This window comes from Naasia lichenicola (assembly GCF_004801885.1).
Taxonomy (GTDB): domain Bacteria; phylum Actinomycetota; class Actinomycetes; order Actinomycetales; family Microbacteriaceae; genus Naasia; species Naasia lichenicola.
Map to the genome: position 1 here is coordinate 185445 of NZ_SSSM01000003.1, position 22822 is coordinate 208266.

Genomic DNA, 22822 nt, shown 5'->3' on the forward strand with positions numbered 1-22822 from the left:
CCTCAGCCCTCGTGGTTGTAGTACGGCCACGGCAGGAAGCGTCGTTCGCCTCGGCGGTTGGGACCTTCGAGCGTCACCTCGCCGATCGCCGCCCACTCCACGCCGCGCGGGAACATCCGGATGAACTCGATCCGCCGGAACGTGTCGATGTCGTGGCCGATCGTGATGGTGAACGATCGCCCGGCTCCGTACTCGTTGATCCAGGCGATCGGCTGCTCCGTGTTCATGCCGGGAAGCGCGGGGATGCCCTCTGGCGGGATCGCGACCGGATAGTGCGACATCGGCCAGACCGGCGCCTTCTCATACGCCTCGAGGTCGTCGAAGGTGGTCAGCAGCACCTGTGCGCCGTCGAGGATCTCGACGCCCACGAGGATGTCGTCGCCCGTCACGGTCCAGGTGTCGTTGATGCCGTCGGTGATCGCGTGCCGCGGCTGCGTGGTGCGCAGCAGCGCCTCACCCCATGGCCGCGGGCGCAGCCCTCCGGCGACAGTCATCCGCGAGCCGCGCATGATGTTGTACTCGTCGGGGATGTCCCAGTCGGGCTCCTGGGCGGCGGAGCCGTGGAACCAGACGATGCCCTTGCCGTCGTCGTGCACGAACTTGAGCAGCGCAGCGTCGGTCTCCGCACCGAAGCCCTCTGCCGTGTCGAAGTAGCCGTCGCGGCCCTCGAAGATGACGATGATCACGTCGTACCTGTCGATGATGCTCGAGGTGAGCCCGCGGGGGTCCTCGGTGACGCGCACCTTGAAGCGGCCGGTGTCCTCGAGGACGGTGGTCAGCCACTGGTTGTGCAGGCGGAAGCTGCGGTACACGTTGTCGTGCTCGATGGTCATGTGTCCCGAGAGGATCAGGACGTTGAGGATGCCGGTCGTGGTGTCGGTGGAATCAGTCATGGGGGATTCGCTTTCTCGCATCGTTGCGTAGGTGGGGTGATCGGGTGAGGTGCCCGGTTCGGATCAGGTGATCAGGAGGTGAGGCGTTCGGCCAGTGCGCGGGCGCCGCGGACGGCGATCGCGACGCTCATCAGGGTGGGGTTCATCGTCGTCGCCGTCGGGATGAGCGCATTGCCGCCGACCACGAGGTTGTCGAAGCCCCAGACCCGCGAGTAGCCGTCTGCCACCGAGGTGCCGTCATCGGTCTCCCCCATCCGCATGGTGCCCTGGAAGTGCAGGCTCGAGCCGTTCGGCAGGAGTCGCGGCTGGGCGATGAACGTGCCGAGCGCCTCGCCGGCCCGCTTCAGCAGCTCGGTGCCCTGGGCGATCTCGGCCTTCTCACTGTCCGTCAGCTCGTAGCGGATCGTCATGTTCGGGAATCCGCGGTAGTCGAGCTCGCCGTCGTCGAAGGTGACGCCGTCCTCGAACCTCGGCTGCTTGCGCATGCCGTATCCCATGTTGACGTAGCCCCACTTGTTGCCCGCGTGGGGGCTGGACGGGTCGAGGGGGAACGGCGGCTTCTCGGCGTACATGACCTGCAGCGAGAAGGTGTGGTCTGGCTCGGAGTAGGGAATGCGATTGACGGCGGCCACCGGGTCGACCGGGTTGGCGGAGCGACGGAGCAGCTCGGCCTGCAAGTCCTCCTCAGTGGCGTAGCGGGACATCCCCTCGCCATCGAGCGAGACGGTGGAGATCACCACGGGGTGCTCGGTCAGGTAATGGCCGAGTGCGGTGGGTCGGATCCCGGACGCCCAGAGAAGCTGCGGCGACCGGAAGGTGTCGGCGGCCACGACGACCGCGTCGACCTGCTCGGTGTACCTGGAGCCGGTGCGCAGATCCTGCACCGTGACGGCGGTGACGTGGCCGTCGGCATGCTCGATGCGGCGGACGAGCGACAGGTCGCGCAGCTCGAACCGCGCGGCGAGCGGCGACGACGGATCGAGGATCGGGCCGAGGACCACGTCGGCCCCTGCCCAGCGCATGCTTCCGTCGGGTTGGGGGTCGCCGGCGACGGGGAGGGTGCTGGGGCCGGCCGCGTCGGGCAGTTCGGCGCCGAACTCCTCCTGCAGCAGTGATCGGATGGCGCCGCCGATGGGCGAATCCCCGAAGGCGGTGGTGTTGACGTGCAGCAGTTCCTCCGCCTCGACGATGAGCTCGTCCCACTCGGCGTCGTCGATGAACGCGACTCGTTCGGCGCCCGCCGGCCGTGGCGTCGCACACGTCCAGTGCGCACCCATCCCACCGACGTTGGTGGAGGCCGCAGCGGCCGGGAAGGTCTCGGCGTGAGCCGATCCCTCGCCGCCGAAGTCGAGGAGATGGGTGCCTTCGCGGGCGGTGAACATGCCCTCGACCCGCGCGTTCGCGGGCAGTCCGAAGGAAGCGCGATGCTCGCCCGCCTGCGGACCCTGCGACCTCTCACGCGCCTTCGCCTTCTCATCGGGATCGGGGATGTTGCGCACGCTCTCGCCCGGGATGTCCGTGAGCTGTGGGCCCGCTTCGAGCATGAGCACGCGGAGGTCCGGCGATGCCTCCAGCAGCTCGCGCGCGTAGGCGGAGCCGATGGGGCCGCTGCCGACGATCGCGACGATCGGGCCAGATCGGGTGTCGGGAGCGGATTCGGAAGAAGTGCTGTCGGGGGTGGTCATGGTCTCTCCTTCGAGGTCAGACTGCGGGGCGCTGAGCGTGGATCGGGGGTAGCCGTGGGCTGAGATTCGAGGGCGGAGTCGCGCGCGGCGTCGAGGGTCGCATTGATGGCGGGATCGACTTCGGCCTCGGCTGACACCTCATGTTCGGGAAGACGTCCGGCGGGCAGCAGGATCGCGGCGACGATGCCGATGCCGTAGATGATCGCGAGGACCAGGAAGACGGGGCTCAGCACCTCGGCGTAGACGGTCGCGATCTGCACCTGGGTCGCCTCGGACGACTGGCGCGCGACCTGCGGGGTGAGCGTGTTGGGATCGAGGGCCGCGGGGAGCCGCGCCACGACGCCGCTGCCGATGACACCGCCGATGACCGCCGTGCCGACCGTCGCACCGACCTGGCGCGTGAGGTTGGTCGTCGCCGTGATGGCGCCGATGCTGTCGCGGGAGACGGCGCTTTGCACGACCGCGACGATGAGGCTCATGAACGCCCCGGTGCCCAGCCCGACGGCACCCATCGCGATCATGGGGACGCAGAGCGGCAGTCCGGGCGGCAGAAGCGACATGGCGAGCAGGCCAGCGGCTGCCAGCGCAGTTCCGGCGATGGTGAACGGCCGGTACAGCCCCGTGCGGCTCACGACGAACCCCGAGAACAGACTGCTGATCAGCATTCCGAACACGGTGGCGATCGGCACCAGGCCCGAGACGGTCGCCGTGGTCCGATAGGCCATCTGCACGTAGGTGGGGATGTAGGAGACGATCGAGAACAGGCCGATCCCTATGATCGCGCCGAGCGTGACGCAGGCCGCCACGGTCCGGTTCCGGAGGAGCCCGAGCGGCACGAACGGATCGGTCACGCGCCGCTCGATCACGAAGAAGACGCCGAACGCGACAGCTGCGACCACGAACAGCACGGTGGCGCCGAGGCGGGTCTCCGGCTGGGCGACCCAGGTCACCGCGAGCACGAGGGCCACCATGGCGAACGTGAAGCTGACGGCGCCGCCGAAATCGAAGGGCTTGCGTCCTGCGCCATCGATGTGCGGGATGGCCGCGACCGCGAGCGCGAGCGCCACGACCCCCAGCGGGATGTTGATCCAGAAGACCCAGTGCCAGCCGAGATTGTCGGCGATCAGTCCGCCGAGCAGAGGTCCGACCAGGATGGCGACCGGGAATGCCGCTCCGATGATGCTCAGCAGCTTGGGGCGCTCGCGCGGCGTCGTGACCGTCGCGATGATCGTCTGCGACATCAGCTGCAGGCCTGCGGAGCCGAGGCCCTGGAAGGCCCGGGCGATGACGAGCTGGACCATGTCCTGCGCGAAGCCGCAGGCCAGAGACGCGACGAGGAACAGGACCAGGGAGGTGAGGAAGACGCTGCGCGGGCCCAGGCCGTCGGCCAGCTTGCCGAGCAGCGGAAGGAGCACGGTGGCCGACAGCGTGTAGGAGACGATCACCCAGCTGAGCTGATCCAGGGCACCCAGCTCGCCGGCGATGGTCGACAGCGACGTCGAGACGATCGTGTGGTCGAGCGCTCCGAGGAACGAGACGGTGAGCAGGGACACCACCAGGAGGCGGAGCCGGACCGGCGAGAGATGAGAAGCGAGAGCGGTCGGAGAGGAGGTCATGGAGCATCCACCCGTACGAACGGGCCGTCGACGAGACGGGCTGTGCCCCGCTGCGGGAAGCCGCAACGGGAACGGGCTCCAGCGAACCCCAACGTCCCCACCAGTCTACCGGTCCTTATGTCGATATTCAACGAAAGAACGCGGGGGCGAGTCGTCGGACCGAGCGGTCAGCGCGGTCCGTCGAGGAAGTCGCCGACCAGTCGCGCGTCGTGGCGCAGCTCGTCGGCGTCCGTCGGCAGCACCTGATCCCGCACGGCCTCGAGCACCCGTCGAAGGGCGAGCCGCTCGCCGGATTCAAACCGGGTCGGCAACCGCAGCCGGCCCTCAGCGTCGGCGCGTTCGACCTCGGCGGAGCGCATCCGCCCCTGCACCGCGACCTCTGTTCGAGTCGCTCCCACGATCGCGGCCCGCAGCCATTCCGCGCCGGCGTCCCGTCGAGCGCCCAGGATCGTCACTGCGTGGGACGATGCGCCCTGATCCGCGACGAGGAGAGCGGCGACGGACTGCCCGGTGTCTCCGGCGGAGGCGAGCGAGAGCGTGCCGCCGGCCAGCGTTCGAGCCCAGCCGACCGCGTCGCACAGCATGGCCCTGTAGCCGGCGGTCGATGCAGCGCACTCGACGGCGATGATCGCTGCTCCCCTGTCGCCTCGCCGGGTCGCGAGCGCGTCGGAGGCCACGTCCGGACGGAGGCGCGGACGGGCGAGCACCAACGGGACTCGGGAGGCCAGCTCGACGACGAGACCGAGATCCAGCCCGACGCTCCCGATGGCAGGCGAATCCACGATCATGGCGACTGCGCCGGCAGCGCACGCCTGCTCGACACCCAGATCCCATCTTCCGTGGCCGCCGAGGGTCACGATCGCGCCGGACACGGAATCGGCGATCCGTGCGCTTCTCGGCAGCTCGGCGACGGCGATCGCGTAGGGCGCACTGCCGGCGTGCACGGCGACTCGGAGGTCCGACTCGTCGACCGCTCGCACGTGAGGGCCGATGGCTGTGCTCATCGGACGCCCCCACCGATCAGAGCATCGGCGCCCGTGACCGCGTCGCGGGCGGCATCCGCCAGTCGGATGGCGAAGATCGCGTCGTCGAGGATGCTGTCGTATTCGACAGGCTCTCCGCCATCCAGCAGGGCGGCGAGTGCCAGCCACTCCTCGAGGTAGCCGTCGTTTCGCTCACGGGGGTATTCGGTGAGGTGCTCGTTCGGACCCCAGACCCGCACCCGGGCGCTGCCGTCGTGCACGAAGGCCGGAGGGAACTCGACCTCCACTCGGTCGAGCTCGGTGATCACCGTGATCCGCCAGAGCGCATCGGCCCCGTCCGGGAGCATCACCGCTGACAGCTGGACGGCGACATCGCCGGCGACCGCGCCGAGCACGTAGCCGATGGGCGACAGCGGGCGTGCGTACACGACCCGGTCGATCATTGGGACGATGTCCCGCAGCGCAGGAAGGTCGTGCACCCCCAGGCCGATCACGAGCTGACGCACGATGGCGCCGGCTACGTGCGGATTCGACCAGTCCGGCGCGGGCCGCCCGCCGCCCGGCCCGGCTGAGGCGTCGAGCTCGGAGACGAGCTCGTGGTAGCGCCCGTTGGGCGGCAGGGCGAGCGAGATGTTCACGCTCCGCACCGGTCCGCCCGAGGCCGAGAGGTGGTGCTTCGCCCTGCCCCACGCCGGGTCGAAGAGATGGTTGGTGCCGACGATCAGAGAGGTGCCGGCGACCCGGCAGGCTTCGACGACGCGACGCGCGTCATCCTCCGTCAGCGCGATCGGCTTCTCGCACATGATCGCTCCGACACCCGCGGCGACGGCGTCGAGCACCTGCTGCGCATGCCGATCGGGCGGGCTGCAGATGGCCACGACCGTGACGTCGGGATCCGCGAGCAGGTCAGCGGAGCCGGAAGAGGAGCGCGCGCCGACTCGTGCGGCGATCTCTTGCGCACGCCCGGAGCCCGAGTCTGCGATGTGGACGGGCCGGAAGTCGGTGGCGAGGCGTGCCAACGTGGGCAGGTGCAGTGCTGCAACACCCGGGCCGGCCCCGATCAGGCCCACTCCGTGAACCATGAGACTCCTGTCGTGGATTGCACCGTCGCAACCTGCTCTTGAGTTCGAAGTCAACTAAAGCTGGTGCGAAAGAGTCAATACTTCCTCCCATCACTGTCGGTTATGCGCGTAGTTGTGTCAGAATTGGCCATGGCAACTGAATCAGCCCTGCGCTTCGGCGCGCAGACCGATGAGATGACGAGCCTCCTGCGCATCGTCAACATGGTGCGCACCGGCGAGGCGATGACCCGTCCCGAGATCGGGAGGGTGACCGGCCTGGGTCGCGGCGTGGTGACTCAGCGCGTCGACTACGCCATCCAGCTCGGCTACCTCGAAGACGGTGAATTCGGCCCATCGTCCGGAGGTCGCGCTCCTCGAACGCTGCGCTTCCGCGGTGAGCGGGGCACCATCATCATCTGCGCGTTGGGCGCCCTGCACATCCACGTCGGAGTCGCCGCGCTCGACGGCGATCTGATCGATCAGACCCACCGCAAGTGGGACATCGCCCGCGGACCGGCCGATACGCTGGCCGCCGCGATGGAGATGATCGACGGCCTGCTCGAGCGCACGCCCGCCGACTCGGTATGGGGAGTGGCGGTCGGCATCCCGGGCCCGGTCGACTTCGATTCCGGACGGCCCGTGGCGCCGCCGATCATGCCCGGCTGGAACGGATTCGACATCCGCCGCGGATTCGAGCAGCGGTACGGCGCGCCCGTCTGGGTGGACAACGACGTCAACCTGCTCGCCTTCGGCGAGCGCGCCCGACGCCGCGACGAGATCCCCGACCTCATCTACTGCAAGGTGGGATCCGGAATCGGCGCGGGACTGATATCCCGCGGACGCATCCATCGCGGGGTCAACGGCGCCGCGGGCGACATCGGGCATGTGCGGGTGCGCGACTCCGACGCACTGTGCCGATGCGGCAAGATCGGCTGCCTCGAGGCGGTGGCCGGTGGCTGGGCTCTGGTGCGTGACGCGAAGATCGCCATCGCCGAGGGCGCGGGCGGCTTCCTGGCGGCACGCTCCGCAGCCGGCGAGGACCCAACGCCCGAGATGATCGCGCGGGCCGCCGAGAACGGCGACGCGCTCGCGATCAGCCTGATCCAGCGCGCGGCGCGCGACGTCGGAGAATCGATCGCCGCCCTGGTCAACATGTTCAACCCCGGCACGATCATCATCGGCGGTGCTGTGGCGGCGGCCGGAGAGCTCTTCCTCGCGGAGGTTCGCCAGCGGGTCTACGAGCTGTCGCTCCCCCTCGCCACCCGCGATCTGCACATCGTGCAGTCCATGGACGATCCACGCGAGCCGCTCCGCGGAGGCGCGGACATGGTGCGCGAGCAGCTCTTCGACGTCACGTTCCCGCGCTGGTTCGCCGAGGGACGGCCGGCACGCATCGAGGTGCCGGTCCCGGCGTAGCGAGCGACAGCGGCGTCCGCTGGTCGCGCAGCCTAGGCGACCGCTCGAGAGACGCTCGGCACCACGGCGTGATCCGTCTCGAGCACCCGCGCGACCCGCAGCGGAAGCGTCAGCGCTCCGCCGTCCGGGCCGGCGAGGAGGTACGGGATCATCGCCATGAAGGCGACCTCCACGGTGTGCGCCCCGGGTGCGAGCGTCCGGCGTCCGATCAGCGCGAGCCGGTCCTGGATGTACCACCAGCCGTCCTCATCGCGGAGATCCTCGACCTCCAGGACTCGATCCCCCAGCCCGATCTGCAGGTCGGTGAGCGGCTCGCCGTCGACCGTGACGGTGAAGCCCGAGGTGCAGGCCAGAGGCAGCGAGCGGATCCACGGAAGACCGACCCGGACCACCACCTGATCGCCGGCGATCGACAGGGCATCATCGCGAAGGGCTGATTGCATTGCGACTCCTCGTTACTTTATCCTCGAGCAGACAGAAGCCTGTCATGAACTGACAGAAGTGGGAAGAGTCGATGATGACGCTCGCGAATGCGGCCTGGACCCTGGCGGCCAGCGCCTTCAACTGGACGCCCGATGTCGTCCGCGCAGAGCGATCGGCACCGGCGATCGCCATCGCCATCGTCGCCGACGGTCTCACCGACACCATCGAGATCGAGCCGGGTCAGACGATGCGCAGCTTCCCCACGTCGTCCGACGATGAGGTCGACGCCTTCCGCCAGGGCCTCGAGGAGGCCGGAGGGGCGGTGAGCATCGTCGGCGCCAGCCTCGACGACGTGGATGCGCGAGGCGTGCGTCGATCGCTGGAGGAACGGGAGTCGTTCCTGCTGCCCCAGCTCCGAGCGGCGCAGCGCATGGGAGCGCTGGGCGTGCGGCTTCCGATCGGACAGGCGGGATCGGAGCTTCTGCAGCGAGTGCTTCCCGTCCTGCGAGACCTGGATCTCGTGCTCTTCGAGGAGATCCAGGGCCAGCAGACCCCCGACTCCCCTCACACCGCACCGGCTGTTGACGCCATCGCGACGATCGACGATCCGCACCTCCGACTGCTGGTGGACATCTCGATGCTGATGCCGAGTCTGCCGCCGTCGTACCTCGAGGAGCTCGGCCGGGCGGGCATCCCGGCGGACTTCATCGAACGTCTGGCATCGGACTGGCGCTCCCCCGACACGGCGGGCGCGGTCTTCGGCCTGCTCCGCTCGGGCGCCGTGCCACCGGCAGCGATGACGCTGTACATGGACATGATCGTCCGCTTCGGTCGATCGGACGCGTCGGTGCTGCGGGACATCCTGCCGATGGTCGGCGGCTTCCATCTGAAGTTCTGGGACCTGGACGACACCGACGGAAGAGTGTCCCAGCCGATCGCCGACCTCGCCGTGGAGCTGCGCGGGTCGGAGTTCGCCGGCACCCTCTGCAGCGAGTGGGGCGGCCACGAGTGGCTCGAGGACGACCCCACGGAGATGACCCGGCGTCACCTCGCCATCGCCCGCGAGGCGCTGTCGAGCTGACGCCCATCCGCGCGCCCGGGAAGTCCCGTTGCGCTAGCGGGCGTCCCGCTGGAGGATGAGCTCGTCGCGGACCCGCTCCATGATCTCGAGCACCTCGATGGTCACCGACATGGGGTGCAGCGGCTCCTCGAGCTCACCTCGGAGGATCGCCTCTCCGGCGGCGCGGAACATCGGCACGTACCCGGCGCCCTCCTTCTCGAACTCGAGGTTCTCCACCGTGGGCGGGGTGGGTGGCGTGCCGTAGGCGACTCGGAGCGTGGCGGGCGAGAACAGCGGCTCGCCGAACGAGATGCTGCCGCCCGTGCCGCCCAACGACCCGGCCGGCGGGATCCAGAAGGTGATCGACGTGGTGAGCTGGGCCTGCGCCCCCGATGGGTATCCGAGGATCACCGACTCGTAGAGGTCCACGCCATCGGCCCGCATCACGCCGGACGCCCGGACGCTGTCCGGCGTTCCGAGGAAGAGATGGGCGAGGGCGATCGTGTAGACGCCCATGTCGAAGAGTGCGCCGCCGCCCAGCTCGGCCACCCAGAACCGCTGCGGCCCGTCGGCCGGCACCGGATAGCCGAGGCCCGCCTGGACGAATCTCGGCTCGCCGATGGTGCCCGACTCGACCAGCTCGAGGGCCTTGCGCATGCTGGGCGTGTACTTCATCCACATGGCCTCCATGAGGAAGACGCCGTTCTCCCTCGCGAGCGCCTGGAGCTCACGAGCCTCGTCGGCGGTCATGGTGAGGGGCTTCTCGCAGAGCACGTGCTTGCCGGCCCGCAGCGCGCGCTGCGCGTACTCGAAGTGCTTGCCGTGCGGTATCCCGATGTAGAGGGCGTCGACGTCGTCATCGCCGAGAAGGGCGTCGAAGTCGCCGTACGCGCGCCCGATCCCCGTCTCAGCGGCGAAGGCGTCGGCGGTCTCCTGCTTGCGCGAGCAGACCGCGACGACCTCCGCGTTCTCGGTGAGCCGAAGGTCGCCCAGCGTGCGCCGGGCGATGCCGCCCGTCCCGACGATGGCCCAGCGGACGACGCTCTTCGTGGTGGTCATAGAAACCTCTTCACTGCGCGCTCTTCACTGCACGCTCGTTGGTCGAGTAGGTCCGCCAGGACCGTATCGAGGCCCTATCGGCTGCGAGGGCCTCCTTAGGGGCGCGAGGCGCCCTACTCGACCAACGAAGTCGGGGTCAGCTCTTGGTCGAGAAGGCGGCGTCGAACGCCGCGGCCGACGGCTCGTAGGTCGACAGCTTGCGGACGAAGCCGAGTGCCTCGGGCGCTCCGACGAGGCGATCCATGCCGGCGTCCTCCCACTCGACGGACAGCGGTCCGTCGTAGCCGATCGCGTTGAGCATCCGGAAGGCGTTCTCCCATGGCACGTCGCCGTGACCGGTCGAGATGAAGTCCCAGCCGCGACGCGGGTCCGCCCAGGGCAGGTGCGAGGACAGCCGCCCGTTGCGGCCGTTGCCGGTGCGACGCTTCGTGTCCTTGCAGTGCACGTGGTAGATCCGGTCCTTGAAGTCCCAGAGGAAGCCGACCGGGTCGATGTCCTGCCACACCATGTGCGAGGGGTCCCAGTTCAGCCCGAAGCTCGGGCGGTCGCCGATGGCCTCGAGCGTGCGGACGGTCGTCCAGTAGTCGTAGGCGATCTCGGACGGGTGCACCTCGTGCGCGAACCGGACGCCGACCTCCTCGAACACGTCGAGGATGGGGCTCCAGCGCTCGGCGAAGTCCTCGTAGCCCGCATCGACCATGGCCTCGGATGCCGGCGGAAACATCGCCACGTACTTCCAGATCGACGACCCGGTGAAGCCCGTGACCGTCGTCACGCCGAGGGCGGCGGCCATCCGGGCGGTGTTCTTGAGCTCCTCCGCGGCACGCTGACGCACACCTTCGGGATCGCCGTCGCCCCAGACGCGGTCGGAGAGGATGTCGCGATGGCGCTGATCGATGGGATCGTCGCAGACGGCCTGGCCGGCCAGGTGGTTCGAGATCGTCCAGACCTGCAGGCCGTTGCGCTCGAGGATCTCCTTGCGCCCGGCCACGTACGCGGCGTCATCGTGCCGCGCGACATCGAGGTGGTCGCCCCAGCTCGCGATCTCGAGGCCGTCGTAGCCCCACTCGCCCGCGAGGCGCGCCACCTCCTCGAACGGCAGGTCGGCCCACTGGCCGGTGAACAGGGTGATCGGACGCGCCATAGCGGTCTCCTTCTTCTTCTTCGAAGTCGTGTGTTTCCAGGTGTCGCTGGAAGGTGTTGCTGAACGAGAGCTAACTCCCGATCGGCACCGACGTCCAGGTGGAGCCGTTCTCCGAGCTCGTCTCGACCGCATCGAGCACGCGCTGCACCGTCAGCCCTTCGGCGAAGGTGGAGTGCGGATCGGTGCCGTCGACGATGCCCTCGACCAGGTCCTTCACCTGGTGGGAGAAGCCGTGCTCCCAGCCGAGGATGTGGCCGGCCGGCCACCAGGCGGCGACGTAGGGGTGCTCGGGCTCGGTGACGAGGATGTTCGTGAATCCCTGCAGCCCGGCCGGCGCGGTGCGGTCGTAGTACTGGATCGCATTGAGGTTCTCGAGGTCGAAGGCCAGCGCGCCGCGGTCGCCCGAGATCTCGATCGTGAGCGCATTCTTGCGACCGGTCGCGAAGCGGCTCGCCTCGAAGGAGGCGAGCGCTCCCCCATCGAGCCTGCCCGTGAAGATCGCGAGATCGTCGACCGTGACATCGCCGTAGCCTTCGCCGGCAGTGCCGCTCAGGCCGGAGCCCTCGCCCAGGAGCGGGCGCTGCTTCACGATGGTCTCCATCGTGCCGGTCACCGCCGTCACTCCGAGCCCGGTGACGAACTGGACCATGTCGATGATGTGGGCGCCGATGTCGCCGAGTGCACCCGATCCGGCGTGCTCCTTCTGCAGGCGCCAGGCCAGCGGCGTCTCGGGGTCCACCAGCCAGTCCTGCCGATAGGCGGCTCGCACCTGCTGCACGGTCCCGACCTTGCCCGCTGCGATGAGGTCGCGCAGGAAGGTGACGGCGGGCAGCCGCCGGTAGGTGAAGCCCACCATCGCTCGGATGCCGTCCGCCGCAGCGGCAGCGGCAGCGTCGACCATGGCCTCCGCCTCGGCGACGGTGTTGGCGAGCGGCTTCTCGACGAGGACGTGCTTGCCCGCCTTCAGCGCGGCGATCGCGATCTCGGCGTGCGAGTCGCCCGGCGTCACGATGTCGACGATGTCGATGTCGTCGCGCGCGATCACCTCGCGCCAGTCCGTCGCCGACTCGGCCCAGCCCCACTTGGCGGCGGCCTCGGCGACGGCCGTCGCGTTGCGGCCCACGACCACGGCCATCTCGACGTCGGCGGGCAGGCCGAAGACCCGCGGCGCCGTGCGCCAGCCCTGAGAGTGGGATGCGCCCATGAAGCCGTAGCCGATCATCGCGACGCGCAGCGTGGAGCGGGGCGCGGTGGTCATGCGAGCACGACCTCGCGCTCCACCTGCACCCGGTTGCCGACGTAGCGCATCGGGGCGATCTGCATGTAGAGCAGGCGCATCGTCAGCGTGACGTCGACGTCGATGGAGGCGCCCGCTTCGGGCACCGGGTCGATCGGGATGATGATCTGCGGCTTGTCGGCCACGAACCACAGCGTCTCGAACTGCTCGGGCAGCTCCGCGATCGTGTAGCTCCTGCCCTGGAGCTCGAATCGGAGCGACTCCTTGGGGATCTCGACACCGTTGATCTTGGCCGACACGTCGTCGACGGCCGAGAGCCAGAGGCTCCGATACCAGGGCAGCTGGATCGAGACCGCGATGCCTTCCGGATGACGGTGCACGTCGGTATCGGCGAAGAGGGAGTTGTGAGTTGCCATGTCGGTTACGTGTTCCTTGTCGAGATCAGGCGCCGGCAGGCGCGGGCTGGGCTGACGGCTGCGCCTCGGCGACGGTGTCCTCGATGGCCTTGCGCATGAGGACGTGCTGCTTCCTGACGAGGTCGATCGGGTCGGACTCTCCGAGGTCGGAGAAGGCGTGGCCCTCCCACTCGCTGGAGAGATATCCCGTGTAGCCGCCCTTGACGAACTGCTGCACGATCAGGGGGATGTCCATCGCCGGCTCGTCGCCGGCCTCATTGATGTCGTAGAACTTGGCGTGCACGTGGAAGATCTGCGGCATGATGTCCATCCACTCCTCCGCGGGTACCAGACCGTGCATGTTGAAGGCGAGCCGGGTGAACGGTCCGAGCCGGGCCCAGTCGAACCCCTCCGAAGTGAGGAACTCCTCGAACTCCCCGTTGCGCACGTACATGGGCGTCGGCCGGTGCCAGATCTCGTCCATGACCGGGAAGTACTCCTCGGGCATGCCCATCTGGCTGAGGGTGCGCAGCAGGGTCGGCGACAGGCTGTGCATCGTCGAGCTGAAGTCGGCGGTGAAGCCGAGGCGCTCCGACTGCAGCTCGTCGTACATCTCGCGCATCTGCAGCACCTGCGGGTCGTTCGGACCGGAGGGGGCGTGGATCTCGTAGCCGAGCTTCTGGTCGTACTTCTCGGCGAGCGGCAGGAGGCTGCGCAGCAGCTCCTTGCCGTGCGAGCGGATGACGACCTTCTTGAAGCCGAGCGTGTGCGCGGTCTTGAGCTGACGGGCGAGGAAGTCGTGCTCCTCGTCGGGCGTCATGTCCCGCTCCTTGCGACGGCCCATGTCGAGGTTGGTGCCGATCGCGCTGGGCTCGAGACCGTAGCGGTCCATGCTGTCGCGCCAGAGCTTGACGAACTCGTCGTCGACGTCGGGATAGGTCCTCAGCATCTGGGCGATGTTGAACTCGACCCCGGTGCCCAGCCCCTCGTCGTGCACCGCCTTGATCAGCGTCTCGGGCGTGTACAGCCCGGCCGCGAACTCGGAGGTGAGGGAGTAGAGGGTGATGCCGAGCTTGATGCCGGTGCCGGCGATGCCGTCCGTCTCGTTCAGCTGAGTGGTCGTGTCTGTCATGTCGTGTGCCTTCGGTGTCTTCTGGGAGATCGGTGGCGAGCTCAGGCGTGAGCCGTGGCGAGGTGGTTGTCGAGCGCGCGTCGCGCCTCGGCTGCGTCGGTGATCATCCGCGATCCGGCGTTCTCCGCGGCGGACCGCTGCACGGCCTGCTCGCCGCGGATGATGTCGAACGGGCTCTGCCAGTTGTTCCAGTGCCAGCCCTCGTACTCGGATGACACGGCGCCGCTGTACCCGTTCTCCACCAGGAGCGTGATGAGGTCCCGGACCGGGACGGACGGCTCTTCGCCGTTCTCGTCGATGCCGAAGAACTTGCCGTGCACGTGACGCACCCACGGCATGATCTCCAGCCAGTCGTCCACCCGCGCCGGACCGAACAGGCCCGTGCCGTTGATGCCGAAGTCGATGCCGAGGTCGGGTCGGCCGTTCTGCGCGGCGAGCCCGATGAACGATCCGAAGCGCTGACCGTGCTCCTGCTGGTCGGCGGGCGGGCCCTGCTGGTAGTAGCCGTTCCACAGGTCGACGACCTTGCCGAGCAGCTCCTCCGAGGCGCCGCGGCGCCGGTAGGCCTCGATGAGCGAGGGCGCGAAGCCGACGGTGGTGGCTCCCCAGTCCATCGTGAAGCCGAGGAGGGGCGAGCCGACCTTCTCGTAGCGGTCACGCAGGGCGAGGATCCGCGGGTGGCTGGCGTACTGGTCGGCATGAACCTCGAGAGCCAGGGTCACCCCGTACTTCTCGGCGACGGGGACGAGCGCCTCCATCGAGTCGGGCGTGATCGAGATCTGCACGCGGGCGATCGGGAAGCCGAGCACCGATGCCGCCTCGATCTGGCGGGTCATGTACTCGATCAGCTCGTCCTGGTTCAGCAGGCGATCGCGGTGGATGCCGATGTCGGCGTTGACGGCGAGTGAGGTCCGCACCAGACCGAGCTCGTCGACGAGGTCGTTGAACTCCCCGGCGAAGGCGGGCTCGATCTTCGGGAAGCCGCGGAAGCTGGAGAAGCCGATGATCTCCAGCCCGGGACCGTAGCCCTCGGCGGCGACCTTGCGCATCAGTCCTTCGAGGTCGTACTCGCGGCCGTGGAAGGCCCGCGTGAAGCTGTACAGGGTCACGCCCTGGATCGGGGTCCCCAGCTTCGTGCCGGTGGCAGTGGTCGTGCTGGTGGTCGTTTCGGTGCTCATGCGGAGACCGCCTTCATGGTCTTGCTGTCGTGCTCCTCGATGTGGAGCGTGCCGGCGTCGGTGATGATGTACGGGATGTAGAGAATGAGGTCGACATCGACCGTGTGCTCGGCCTGGTCGTCTCCGAGTTCCACATCGCCGGAGAGGATGGCCGAGTCGAGCGGGAACCACCACTCGTCGGTGTTGTCGGAGAGTTCGGCGAAGGTGAACTCCTTGCCGTTCATCCCCCAGCGGAGCGTGTCCTCAGGGACGGCCTGGCCATCGATGGTGAGCTTCGCTCCGGAGATGCAGGATCCGGGCAGGGCCCGGTACCAGGGCAGACGCACCTCGACGGCCGTCCGGCCGCCCGAGGTGGTGAGCGTGCCCTGCTCGATGATGCGGTCGGGGATCATTGATGTCTCCAGGTCCCGCTGTCGCCCTCGATGCGAGGCCCAGACAGCTTTGTCTTGATGTGAACAGCCTAATGTCTTTTTCCTACATAAGACAGGTCATGCGGCGAGTCGCGCCGCGATCTCCCGCGCACCACGGACGGCGAGAGCCACCGAGGTCAGCGTCGGGTTGCAGGCGATCGGTGTCGGGATGACGCCGTTGCCGGCGAGGAACAGGCCGTCGACCGACCAGACCTCGCTGTCCGAGCTGCACACGCTGAGCCCGTCGTCCTCCGCGCCCATGCGCGTGCTGCCCTGATAGTGCAGCGATGAGCCATAGGGAAGCGTGAACGGACGGTCTCCGATCGGGTCGCCGGCCGCCACGCCCATCCGGACGATGAACTCGCGTGCCCGGTCCAGCACCACATGATCTTTCTCGGTGAGCGTGTAGTGCAGGGTCATCGATGGCATGCCGTAGTAATCGACGGCGCTGTCGTCGAAGGCGACGCGGTCGTCCCACTGCAGATCCTTCGCGCAGAAGACTCCAAGTCCCACGATCGACCCGGGCACTACGGGATCGTCCTCGGCGATCGGGATGGGCGATGCGTCGAGCTGCATGACCTGCCCATGGAAGGGCATCTCGTCGGTGTACGGAACCCAGCTGACACCGGTCTGATCCGTCACGCTGCCGAACTCCGCGCCGACATTGCGGGGCTCGACGTCTCGAAGGCGCGTCGCGTAGACGATCTGGGTCTGGTCGTTGAGCATCCTGCCGAGGGCAGCGGGCCGCACTCCCGACGCCCACAGGACCTGCGGGGTGCGCAGCGCGTCGGCCGCGACGACCACGAAGCGAGAGCGTACCTCGTGCCGCGTTCCCGACCGCCGATCCTCGACCTCGACGCCCACGGCGCGACCGTCTTCAACGAGGACGCGGGTGACGAGGGACTCGTCGAAGAGCGAGAAGTTCCCGTTGGACCGGGTCACGTCGCCGAAGACGACGTCGGACCCGGTCCAGACAAGACGACCATCCTCCCGACGGCGGACCGCCAGCGGCATCGGCTGAACCCGCTGCTCCGGCTCGCGGTCGGCGTCGAGAGCCGCCGCGAGATGCTCGCGCACGACATCGCCGAATCCATAGCCGTCGAACGCATCCGTGCGCACGCCGAGCAGTCGCTCGCCCTCAGAGAGCAGCTCATCGAGGTCGTCGAGGAAGTCGGGTCGCTCCGCGCCTCCCGGTCGTGGGCAGGCGGCAGTCCAGTGCGCGCCCATGCCGCCGACGTTGCTCGAGAACGCCGCGACGGGCATGCCGTCCTCGCCCTCGACCTTGTAGCCGGACTGGAGCAGGAACGTCCCCGCGCGGCCCCTGCGCTCCCCGGCTTTGACCGCGCCCGGGGATGTCAGGGTGGCGGAGCCTTCGCCTGGACCTTCCGAGCGCGACTGCGCCTGGGCTCGCTCGGCCGGATCGAGGATGTTCTTGACGTGCGAGCCGGGCGGGTCCGAGACGATCGGACCCACCTCGAACATCGCTATCGTCGCGTTGGGAGCGGTCTCGCTGAGGATGCGCGCGTACGCCGCGCCCGTCGGTCCGCTGCCGACGATGACGACGTCGACCTGCGCGGGATACTCGCGGCTCACGCCGTGGCCGCCAGCTCGCGGATGAACTTCACCGACTCGCTCGACTCCTTGGTGGGGTAGTACTCGAGTCCGATCGGGCCGTCGTAGCCGGAGGCACGGAGGATGCTGAGGGTCGCCGGCCAGTCGATGTCCGCGGAGCCGGGCTCTCCACGGCCGGGCGCGTCGGCGATCTGGACGTAGCGGATGAGGTTGCCGGCGTTGGCCAGCTCTGCAGCGACATCCTCGCCCTCGACCGTCGAGTGGTAGATGTCGTAGAGGATCCCGAAGTTCGGGGAGTCGACGCCGCGCGCCACATAGACGCCCTCGCTCGTCCGATCGAGGAGTGAACCCGGGTGATCGACCCGCACGTTCACCGGCTCGAGGACGAGGGTGATGCCGGATCCGTCGATCTGCGCGATCGCCTTCTGATAGATCTCGATGAGCTTGTCCAGCTGCACCTGGCGCTTCCAGCCGCCGAAGCCGGTGCCGGATCCGACGACCATGCGCGGGCAGCCGAGGCCCTGCGCGATGGCGACACCTTCGTCGAGGCGACGGTAGAACTCGGAGTGATCCCACGGCGGGATCATGAACTGGGTGCGGGGCTCGGCGAGCTGTGCCGTGAGCTGCAGCCCGGTCTCGGTGAGCGCCGCCTTGAGGGCGGGCAGGTCCTTCGGGGTGGCCGGAGCATCGACTCCCATGGGACCCCACATCTCGACGGCGGTGAATCCCGCGGCCGCAGCGGCGCGAACCCGATCGTGGTAGTCCCCGGCCTCGGTGAAGAGCAGCTCGATGTTGGGCGCCAACTGGTACATGGTTCTCCTCGGTATCTCGCGCCGCATCGTCGCGACGAGCGCTCTCCGCCATGCTGGCACGTTTAGTCGGAATAGTACATAAGATCCTGGCGCGTCGACGTAAGCTGGAAGACCAAACGCGAACGATACGATCGGAATCCGATTTCAACGAGGTGCACACTGTCGTGACCAACAATCCATCGGTGCTTTCGCGCCTGGACCTGAACCTCCTCGTCGCCCTCGACGCTCTGCTCACCGAACAGAGCGTGACGCGCGCCGCGGAGCGCCTGCATCTGAGCCAGCCGGCGCTGAGCGCCTCCCTCGCGCGGCTGCGCACGCACTTCGGGGACCAGATCCTGGCCCGGCGCGGCAACGCCTACGAGCTGACCCCGTTCGCTCTGCGCCTCACCGAACACACTGCCACGGCGCTCGAGGCGGCCCGGCGGGTGTTCGAGAGTCAGGCGACCTGGGAGCCGGTCGAATCCACCCGCGAGTTCTCGATCTTCGGGTCCGACTATGGATTCGTCACCATCGGACGGGTGGTCTCGGAGCTCGCAGCGAAGCGAGCGCCCGGCGTTCGATTCCGCTTCATGCTGCACAACCCGTCGATCGTCGAGGATGTCAGCAACCGGCTTCGCTCCGTCGACGGCATGGTGATCCCCCACGGTCACATCTCCGACCTGCCCTACGTCGATCTCTGGCACGACACCTGGCTGGCAGTGGTGGCGGAAGAGAGCCCCGTCGAGAGCCGGCTGACGATGGAGCAGGCGGCGGAGATGCCGTGGGTGATGACCTTCCAGTCGCGCTCCGCCTACCAGTCGGCCGCCCGGCAGATCCAGCAGCTGGGCGTCGAGCAGCACATCGAGGTGGTCGTCGAGAGCTTCCTCTCGCTCTCCCACTTCGTCCGCGGCACCAACCGGGTCGGGCTCATCCAGGCCGCTCTCGCGCCGCTCGCGCTCACTGCGGGAGGGGTGCGCGTGGTTCAGCTCCCCTTCGAGCCCACTCCCCTGTCGAACGCTCTGTGGTGGCACCCGGTGCACGGTCGCGACCCCGAGCACGCCTGGATGCGCGACCTCTTCGTCGAGGCGGGGCGCATCGTCGAGTCGGAGCGGCACCGGGTGGACGACCCCGACTGACTGCCGCCGCGCTGAGCTCGTCGGCCGAGCCTGTCGGAAGCCGTCAGATGGAACGGGCGGCGATCCAGTCGGCGATCGCTCCGATCGTCCGCAGAGCTCCCTCGTCGCCGGGCTGATCGATGTGCCCGTGTCCGGCGTTCGGCTCGTCGTACAGGGTGACATCCCGGCTGGCCGCCTGGAGCGTCGCGGCGAAAGCCTCCCCCGAGGGACGGAGTCCGTCGTTTTCGCATGTCACGATGAGCGTCGGTGGGAAGCCGGCCCCGTCGCCCATACCGGCGAAGACATGCGGGTCGAGAAGTGCCTCATCCGACCCGGCGTAGTTGACGGAGAGTTGACCCTGGGGCGATTCGGCATCGATTCTCGGAGAGGCCTCCGGTCCGTTGGCGTGCAGGACCGGATAGACGAGCACGAGCCCCGCCGGCGAGGTCTCCCCTGCGTCGAGCAGCCGCTGCGTCGCTCCCGCGGTGAGGGCGCCACCCGCGCTCGCTCCGCCGAGGAGCAGATCGGACGGGGCGACACCGAGGAGCGCCTCGCTCTCGACAAGCGCGAACCGCCAGGCGGCGAGCACGTCGTCCGACGGGGCCGGGTAGTGGACGCCGCCGAGGCACTTCGTGTAGTCGACCGACAGCACGGGGATGCCGCGCGCGGCGAGCTCTCGAGCGACCCAGTTGGACTCGGGCATGTCGAGGTAGCCCCCGATGAACGCCCCGCCGTGCACCCAGACCAGCGCGGGGCCGGTGGTCGGCGCCGACGGGTCGCGGTAGGCGCGCACCGGGATGGGCCCGAGCGGCCCCTCGACGGTGCGATCCTCGGTGACGACCGAGCCGAGGCGTGGGAAGCGTCGTAGAAGCGATGCGGTGTCGATGTCCGGTCGGGGGTCGGCCGGTTCGCCGTGCTCCGCGAGCCAGCCAATGGCTTCGGGTACCGGCATCCGCCGGAAGTCGGGCAGCCCGGCGACGTCTGCTTCGAGGGGAGCGGAATCGGTCATGTGAGGGCCTTTCGATCGGGAGACGGCTCGGCAGCCCGTTCCGTGGTTGGAGCGGTGATCTGCCGCCGGATCTCGTCGAGGGTGTCGAATACCCGCACGGTGGCGTCGAGGGTGTGCAGCGGATGCTCGACCTCGCCGCGGAGGATCGCCTGGGTGGTCTCGCGGAGCATCGGCGTGTAGCCATGCCCCTGGCGCTGCGCCTCGTGCTCGGTGACCGTCTCCCCGGCCGGCATGCTGAAGCGGTGCACCGCGAGTTGCGAGGCGTACCAGAAGCCCGAGTCGATCGTGATCCATCCCTCGGTTCCCGACACGGACGCGGACTGATCAAGGAACTCCTCCATCGAGCTGGCGCCCTGCAGGAACCGAGCGTCGGGGTAGTGCAACGTGTAGGCCTGCCTCAGATCGACCCCGTCCTCGCGGACGGTTCCGGACGCCTCGATGCGCAGCGGCTCGCCGAGCAGCTCGTGTCCGAGCGTCACCGGGTAGATGCCCTGATCGAGCAACGTGCTGCCGCCTGGCTTCCACCGGCTCGAGCCGTCCTTCGGGAACGGGGCGCCGAACGCGGCACGCACGCTGCGCACCTCGCCGATCGCCCCGTCGTCGACGAGGGTCTTCAGCAGGCGATGCAGCGGACTGAACTTCATCCACATCGCCTCCATCAGGAAGACTCCAGAGGAGCGAGCGACCGCGGCCAGCTCGCGCACCTCCGCCGCGTTCAGTCCGATGGGCTTCTCGCAGAGCACATGGCGACCGCGGAGCAGCGCCTGGCGCGCGAGGCCGAAGTGGGTGACGTGGGGCGTGCCGATGTACACGGCATCGATGTCGGAGTCGAGCATGCGGGAGTAGTCGTCGAAGCGCTCGGGAATGTCGAAGTCGTCCGCGAAGGCGTCTGCGGTGGCCTGGGCGCGGCTCGAGACGGCGACCACATCGGCCTCGGCGACCAGCGCGAAGTCGGCCGTGATCTGCCGTGAGATGCCGCCGGTTCCGGCGACCCCCCAGCGGAGCGCGCTCATCGGCTGCGTCGCAGCAGCCCGACGCGGGCCGCGCCGATGCGGTCGCTGGGAAGGATGGTGAGGCGCTCGTCGCCGTTCAGGATCCGGCCCTCCTGCCAGCGTCCGTCGACGAGCCGGAGCTCGCGGACGTAGTCGATCTCGAGGTCGGCGCCTTCGGCGGCGAAGTCGAGGACCCCGCCCTGACCGATCACGAGGAAGGAGCCGTCGGGCATCCCGATCACGACACCGAAGGGCCGGCCATCGCCGGGGGTCGAGCCGTGAGCGGATCCCTCGGTCTCGTCCGGCAGGTCGGGCGCAGGAGGCACGACGACGCCGACGTCGAGGAGCATCGCCGAGAGCAGCTTGGGTCCATTGCGAACCGTCACTGTGACACCGTCGAGGACGGCCGACTCGAGGTCGTCGTCCGGGCCCAGCGCGAAGCCGAGGATGCTGCCTCGTGCGTGACCGTCAGCGATCTCGGTCGCCGCGCCGATGATGAGGCGTGCGGCCTGACTGAACTGGTTGCCGGGCCTGCCGTCGTCGAGTCCGAACGCGCAATAGCCGATGGCACCGAAGCGTCCGACCGCGAGGAACGCGTCCCCGGCGATGAACTTCGCCTCGGGGATGAACAGCGGGTTGTCCGCGGTCGCGTATTGCTCCATCACCGCACGTGCGCCGGGCACGTAGATGTCGGGGGCGAGGAAGTCGAGGTCGGGTGCTGCCGTTCGCCACACGCCGAGCATTCCGGCGGTCGGTCCGCCGCTCGGGTACATGCCGGGAACATCGCCGACCGCCTGCGGGCCGAGCCACGCGTTGGCGTAGGCCGGAAGCGCAAGGAGCTGCTTGCCCGCCGAGGCGAGGCTGCCGAGGTAGCTCGCGAACCCCCAGGACATGAAGGCCTCGTCCGCGACATGGTCGCCCTCGCCGAAGGCCTGCGCCCAGGTCACTGCCCTGTCCAGTGCAGTATTCAGGCGTTCTCGCGTCGCCGGGGCGAAGGTCTCGGGGTGCTCCGCCAACGCGGTCTTCAGCCGCTCGGGCACTGCGGAATTCCAGGCAGCGAGAGCGGGCTCGGACCTGTCACGGCTCGCGCCGAGCAGTCCGACCTCGTTCTCGATCTGGACGAAGATCACCGTGTGCTCGTGATCATTCTCGGCCAGGTGACTGATGAGTGCTGAGTAGGCGCGGCGATCGGCCTCGAGCAGCGCAGCCGAGAACACCGACAGGACCGGGCGGGGGGTCGCACCTTCGTAGGAGAACGGAGTGACGAGCCGAGGCTCGCTGAGCACCGCGCGCGGAAAGCTCTCAGTGTCCGCCCGCACCCAGGAGGGCGCATAGCTCGAGTTGGCGTTCTTGAACGCGCCGAACCAGAGCAGCACGAGGCGCACACCCGCGAAGCGCGCCCCGGCGAGCAGGTCGTCGACGACCGTGAGATCGAACTGCCCCTGGACCGGCTCCACCTGATCCCAGCCCACGCTGGCGATCACGGTGTTGTACCCCGAGCCACGCAGCCGGTCCCAGACCGGCTGCATGTAGGCGGCATCCGATGAGCTCGAGTTGTGCAGCTCCCCGCCGATCGCGAGGAACGGGCTCCCGTCGACCATGAGCCGAGTGTGGCCGCCGACACGCTCGAGATGCGGAAGTTCGGTCATCG

At 68.6% G+C, this 22822-nt stretch carries 21 protein-coding genes; 3 read left to right on the forward strand and 18 right to left on the reverse strand.

The features are described from left to right. Window positions 1–2: 2 nt before the first annotated feature. From E6C64_RS06060 to E6C64_RS06080, 5 genes are all read right to left on the reverse strand, one after another. The gene (locus E6C64_RS06060; protein ID WP_136426751.1) at window positions 3–893 is read right to left on the reverse strand and encodes a ThuA domain-containing protein; all 891 of its coding nucleotides are present in this window, start codon (window positions 891–893) and stop codon (window positions 3–5) included. 71 nt (window positions 894–964) lie between these two features. Further along, window positions 965–2578 carry a GMC oxidoreductase gene (locus E6C64_RS06065; protein ID WP_136426752.1) on the reverse strand — a complete coding sequence of 538 codons (1614 nt, stop codon included), beginning with the start codon at window positions 2576–2578 and terminating at the stop codon, window positions 965–967. After that, complete coding sequence (locus tag E6C64_RS06070) at window positions 2575–4194, reverse strand: MFS transporter (protein ID WP_136426753.1); 1620 nt, start codon at window positions 4192–4194, stop codon at window positions 2575–2577. The genes E6C64_RS06065 and E6C64_RS06070 overlap by 4 nt, the downstream gene beginning before the upstream one ends. A 167-nt stretch (window positions 4195–4361) precedes the next feature. Next, the gene (locus E6C64_RS06075; protein ID WP_136426754.1) at window positions 4362–5198 is read right to left on the reverse strand and encodes a hypothetical protein; all 837 of its coding nucleotides are present in this window, start codon (window positions 5196–5198) and stop codon (window positions 4362–4364) included. Further along, window positions 5195–6259, reverse strand: a complete 1065-nt coding sequence (locus E6C64_RS06080; protein WP_136426755.1) for a Gfo/Idh/MocA family protein — start codon at window positions 6257–6259, stop codon at window positions 5195–5197. The genes E6C64_RS06075 and E6C64_RS06080 overlap by 4 nt, the downstream gene beginning before the upstream one ends. A 129-nt stretch (window positions 6260–6388) precedes the next feature. On the opposite strand from E6C64_RS06080, the gene E6C64_RS06085 reads away from it, so the two are divergent. Further along, window positions 6389–7654: an ROK family protein gene (locus E6C64_RS06085; RefSeq protein ID WP_136426756.1), complete on the forward strand. Its 1266-nt coding sequence runs from the start codon at window positions 6389–6391 to the stop codon at window positions 7652–7654. 32 nt (window positions 7655–7686) lie between these two features. Here E6C64_RS06085 and E6C64_RS06090 read toward each other — a convergent pair whose 3' ends face one another. After that, the gene (locus E6C64_RS06090) at window positions 7687–8097 is read right to left on the reverse strand and encodes a hypothetical protein (RefSeq protein WP_136426757.1); all 411 of its coding nucleotides are present in this window, start codon (window positions 8095–8097) and stop codon (window positions 7687–7689) included. 74 nt (window positions 8098–8171) lie between these two features. On the opposite strand from E6C64_RS06090, the gene E6C64_RS06095 reads away from it, so the two are divergent. Further along, a complete protein-coding gene (locus E6C64_RS06095) occupies window positions 8172–9158 on the forward strand; it encodes an apurinic/apyrimidinic endonuclease family protein (protein ID WP_136426758.1) in 987 nt (328 codons plus the stop codon). 33 nt (window positions 9159–9191) lie between these two features. Here E6C64_RS06095 and E6C64_RS06100 read toward each other — a convergent pair whose 3' ends face one another. From E6C64_RS06100 to E6C64_RS06140, 9 genes are all read right to left on the reverse strand, one after another. Continuing rightward, window positions 9192–10196 (reverse strand): Gfo/Idh/MocA family protein, encoded by a 1005-nt coding sequence (locus tag E6C64_RS06100; RefSeq protein WP_136426759.1) that lies wholly within the window; start codon window positions 10194–10196, stop codon window positions 9192–9194. A gap of 136 nt (window positions 10197–10332) precedes the next feature. Continuing rightward, window positions 10333–11340, reverse strand: a complete 1008-nt coding sequence (locus E6C64_RS06105; RefSeq protein WP_136426760.1) for a sugar phosphate isomerase/epimerase family protein — start codon at window positions 11338–11340, stop codon at window positions 10333–10335. Window positions 11341–11410: 70 nt separating this feature from the next. Then, complete coding sequence (locus E6C64_RS06110) at window positions 11411–12598, reverse strand: Gfo/Idh/MocA family protein (protein WP_438941843.1); 1188 nt, start codon at window positions 12596–12598, stop codon at window positions 11411–11413. Continuing rightward, window positions 12595–12993, reverse strand: a complete 399-nt coding sequence (locus tag E6C64_RS06115; protein WP_136426761.1) for a C-glycoside deglycosidase beta subunit domain-containing protein — start codon at window positions 12991–12993, stop codon at window positions 12595–12597. The genes E6C64_RS06110 and E6C64_RS06115 overlap by 4 nt, the downstream gene beginning before the upstream one ends. 25 nt (window positions 12994–13018) lie before the next feature. Then, the gene (locus E6C64_RS06120) at window positions 13019–14104 is read right to left on the reverse strand and encodes a sugar phosphate isomerase/epimerase family protein (RefSeq protein WP_136426762.1); all 1086 of its coding nucleotides are present in this window, start codon (window positions 14102–14104) and stop codon (window positions 13019–13021) included. Between the two features lie 41 nt (window positions 14105–14145). Further along, window positions 14146–15282: a sugar phosphate isomerase/epimerase family protein gene (locus E6C64_RS06125; RefSeq protein WP_136426763.1), complete on the reverse strand. Its 1137-nt coding sequence runs from the start codon at window positions 15280–15282 to the stop codon at window positions 14146–14148. Continuing rightward, window positions 15279–15674 carry a C-glycoside deglycosidase beta subunit domain-containing protein gene (locus tag E6C64_RS06130; protein ID WP_136426764.1) on the reverse strand — a complete coding sequence of 132 codons (396 nt, stop codon included), beginning with the start codon at window positions 15672–15674 and terminating at the stop codon, window positions 15279–15281. The genes E6C64_RS06125 and E6C64_RS06130 overlap by 4 nt, the downstream gene beginning before the upstream one ends. Window positions 15675–15770: 96 nt before the next feature. Further along, window positions 15771–17285, reverse strand: coding sequence for a c-glycoside 3-oxidase CarA (carA, locus tag E6C64_RS06135; protein WP_136426765.1), 1515 nt, complete (start codon window positions 17283–17285; stop codon window positions 15771–15773). Then, entirely contained in the window at window positions 17282–18076 is a 795-nt protein-coding gene (locus E6C64_RS06140) for a TIM barrel protein (protein WP_136426766.1), read from the reverse strand. The genes carA and E6C64_RS06140 overlap by 4 nt, the downstream gene beginning before the upstream one ends. A 182-nt stretch (window positions 18077–18258) precedes the next feature. Here E6C64_RS06140 and E6C64_RS06145 point away from each other — a divergent pair, with 182 nt between their 5' ends. Next, the gene (locus E6C64_RS06145; protein WP_233255493.1) at window positions 18259–19191 is read left to right on the forward strand and encodes a LysR family transcriptional regulator; all 933 of its coding nucleotides are present in this window, start codon (window positions 18259–18261) and stop codon (window positions 19189–19191) included. 43 nt (window positions 19192–19234) lie between these two features. Here the strand turns inward: E6C64_RS06145 and E6C64_RS06150 are convergent, their stop codons facing one another. Genes E6C64_RS06150 through E6C64_RS06160 form a run of 3 tightly spaced genes read right to left on the reverse strand, consistent with a single transcriptional unit; the run spans window position 19235 to window position 22820 of the window. Further along, the gene (locus tag E6C64_RS06150) at window positions 19235–20179 is read right to left on the reverse strand and encodes an alpha/beta hydrolase (protein ID WP_136426768.1); all 945 of its coding nucleotides are present in this window, start codon (window positions 20177–20179) and stop codon (window positions 19235–19237) included. After that, complete coding sequence (locus tag E6C64_RS06155; RefSeq protein ID WP_136426769.1) at window positions 20176–21192, reverse strand: Gfo/Idh/MocA family protein; 1017 nt, start codon at window positions 21190–21192, stop codon at window positions 20176–20178. Before E6C64_RS06155 ends, E6C64_RS06150 begins: the two co-directional genes overlap by 4 nt. Then, window positions 21189–22820: a DUF5597 domain-containing protein gene (locus E6C64_RS06160; protein ID WP_136426770.1), complete on the reverse strand. Its 1632-nt coding sequence runs from the start codon at window positions 22818–22820 to the stop codon at window positions 21189–21191. The genes E6C64_RS06155 and E6C64_RS06160 overlap by 4 nt, the downstream gene beginning before the upstream one ends. Between the last annotated feature and the right edge of the window lie 2 nt (window positions 22821–22822).

Coding starts and splice junctions, on each gene's coding strand:
- E6C64_RS06060 (WP_136426751.1), bottom strand. CDS start 893: ATGACTGATTCCACCGACACCACGACCGGCATCCTCAACGTCCTGATC.
- E6C64_RS06065 (WP_136426752.1), bottom strand. CDS start 2,578: ATGACCACCCCCGACAGCACTTCTTCCGAATCCGCTCCCGACACCCGA.
- E6C64_RS06070 (WP_136426753.1), bottom strand. CDS start 4,194: ATGACCTCCTCTCCGACCGCTCTCGCTTCTCATCTCTCGCCGGTCCGG.
- E6C64_RS06075 (WP_136426754.1), bottom strand. CDS start 5,198: ATGAGCACAGCCATCGGCCCTCACGTGCGAGCGGTCGACGAGTCGGAC.
- E6C64_RS06080 (WP_136426755.1), bottom strand. CDS start 6,259: ATGGTTCACGGAGTGGGCCTGATCGGGGCCGGCCCGGGTGTTGCAGCA.
- E6C64_RS06085 (WP_136426756.1), top strand. CDS start 6,389: ATGGCAACTGAATCAGCCCTGCGCTTCGGCGCGCAGACCGATGAGATG.
- E6C64_RS06090 (WP_136426757.1), bottom strand. CDS start 8,097: ATGCAATCAGCCCTTCGCGATGATGCCCTGTCGATCGCCGGCGATCAG.
- E6C64_RS06095 (WP_136426758.1), top strand. CDS start 8,172: ATGACGCTCGCGAATGCGGCCTGGACCCTGGCGGCCAGCGCCTTCAAC.
- E6C64_RS06100 (WP_136426759.1), bottom strand. CDS start 10,196: ATGACCACCACGAAGAGCGTCGTCCGCTGGGCCATCGTCGGGACGGGC.
- E6C64_RS06105 (WP_136426760.1), bottom strand. CDS start 11,340: ATGGCGCGTCCGATCACCCTGTTCACCGGCCAGTGGGCCGACCTGCCG.
- E6C64_RS06110 (WP_438941843.1), bottom strand. CDS start 12,598: ATGACCACCGCGCCCCGCTCCACGCTGCGCGTCGCGATGATCGGCTAC.
- E6C64_RS06115 (WP_136426761.1), bottom strand. CDS start 12,993: ATGGCAACTCACAACTCCCTCTTCGCCGATACCGACGTGCACCGTCAT.
- E6C64_RS06120 (WP_136426762.1), bottom strand. CDS start 14,104: ATGACAGACACGACCACTCAGCTGAACGAGACGGACGGCATCGCCGGC.
- E6C64_RS06125 (WP_136426763.1), bottom strand. CDS start 15,282: ATGAGCACCGAAACGACCACCAGCACGACCACTGCCACCGGCACGAAG.
- E6C64_RS06130 (WP_136426764.1), bottom strand. CDS start 15,674: ATGATCCCCGACCGCATCATCGAGCAGGGCACGCTCACCACCTCGGGC.
- E6C64_RS06140 (WP_136426766.1), bottom strand. CDS start 18,076: ATGTACCAGTTGGCGCCCAACATCGAGCTGCTCTTCACCGAGGCCGGG.
- E6C64_RS06150 (WP_136426768.1), bottom strand. CDS start 20,179: ATGACCGATTCCGCTCCCCTCGAAGCAGACGTCGCCGGGCTGCCCGAC.
- E6C64_RS06155 (WP_136426769.1), bottom strand. CDS start 21,192: ATGAGCGCGCTCCGCTGGGGGGTCGCCGGAACCGGCGGCATCTCACGG.
- E6C64_RS06160 (WP_136426770.1), bottom strand. CDS start 22,820: ATGACCGAACTTCCGCATCTCGAGCGTGTCGGCGGCCACACTCGGCTC.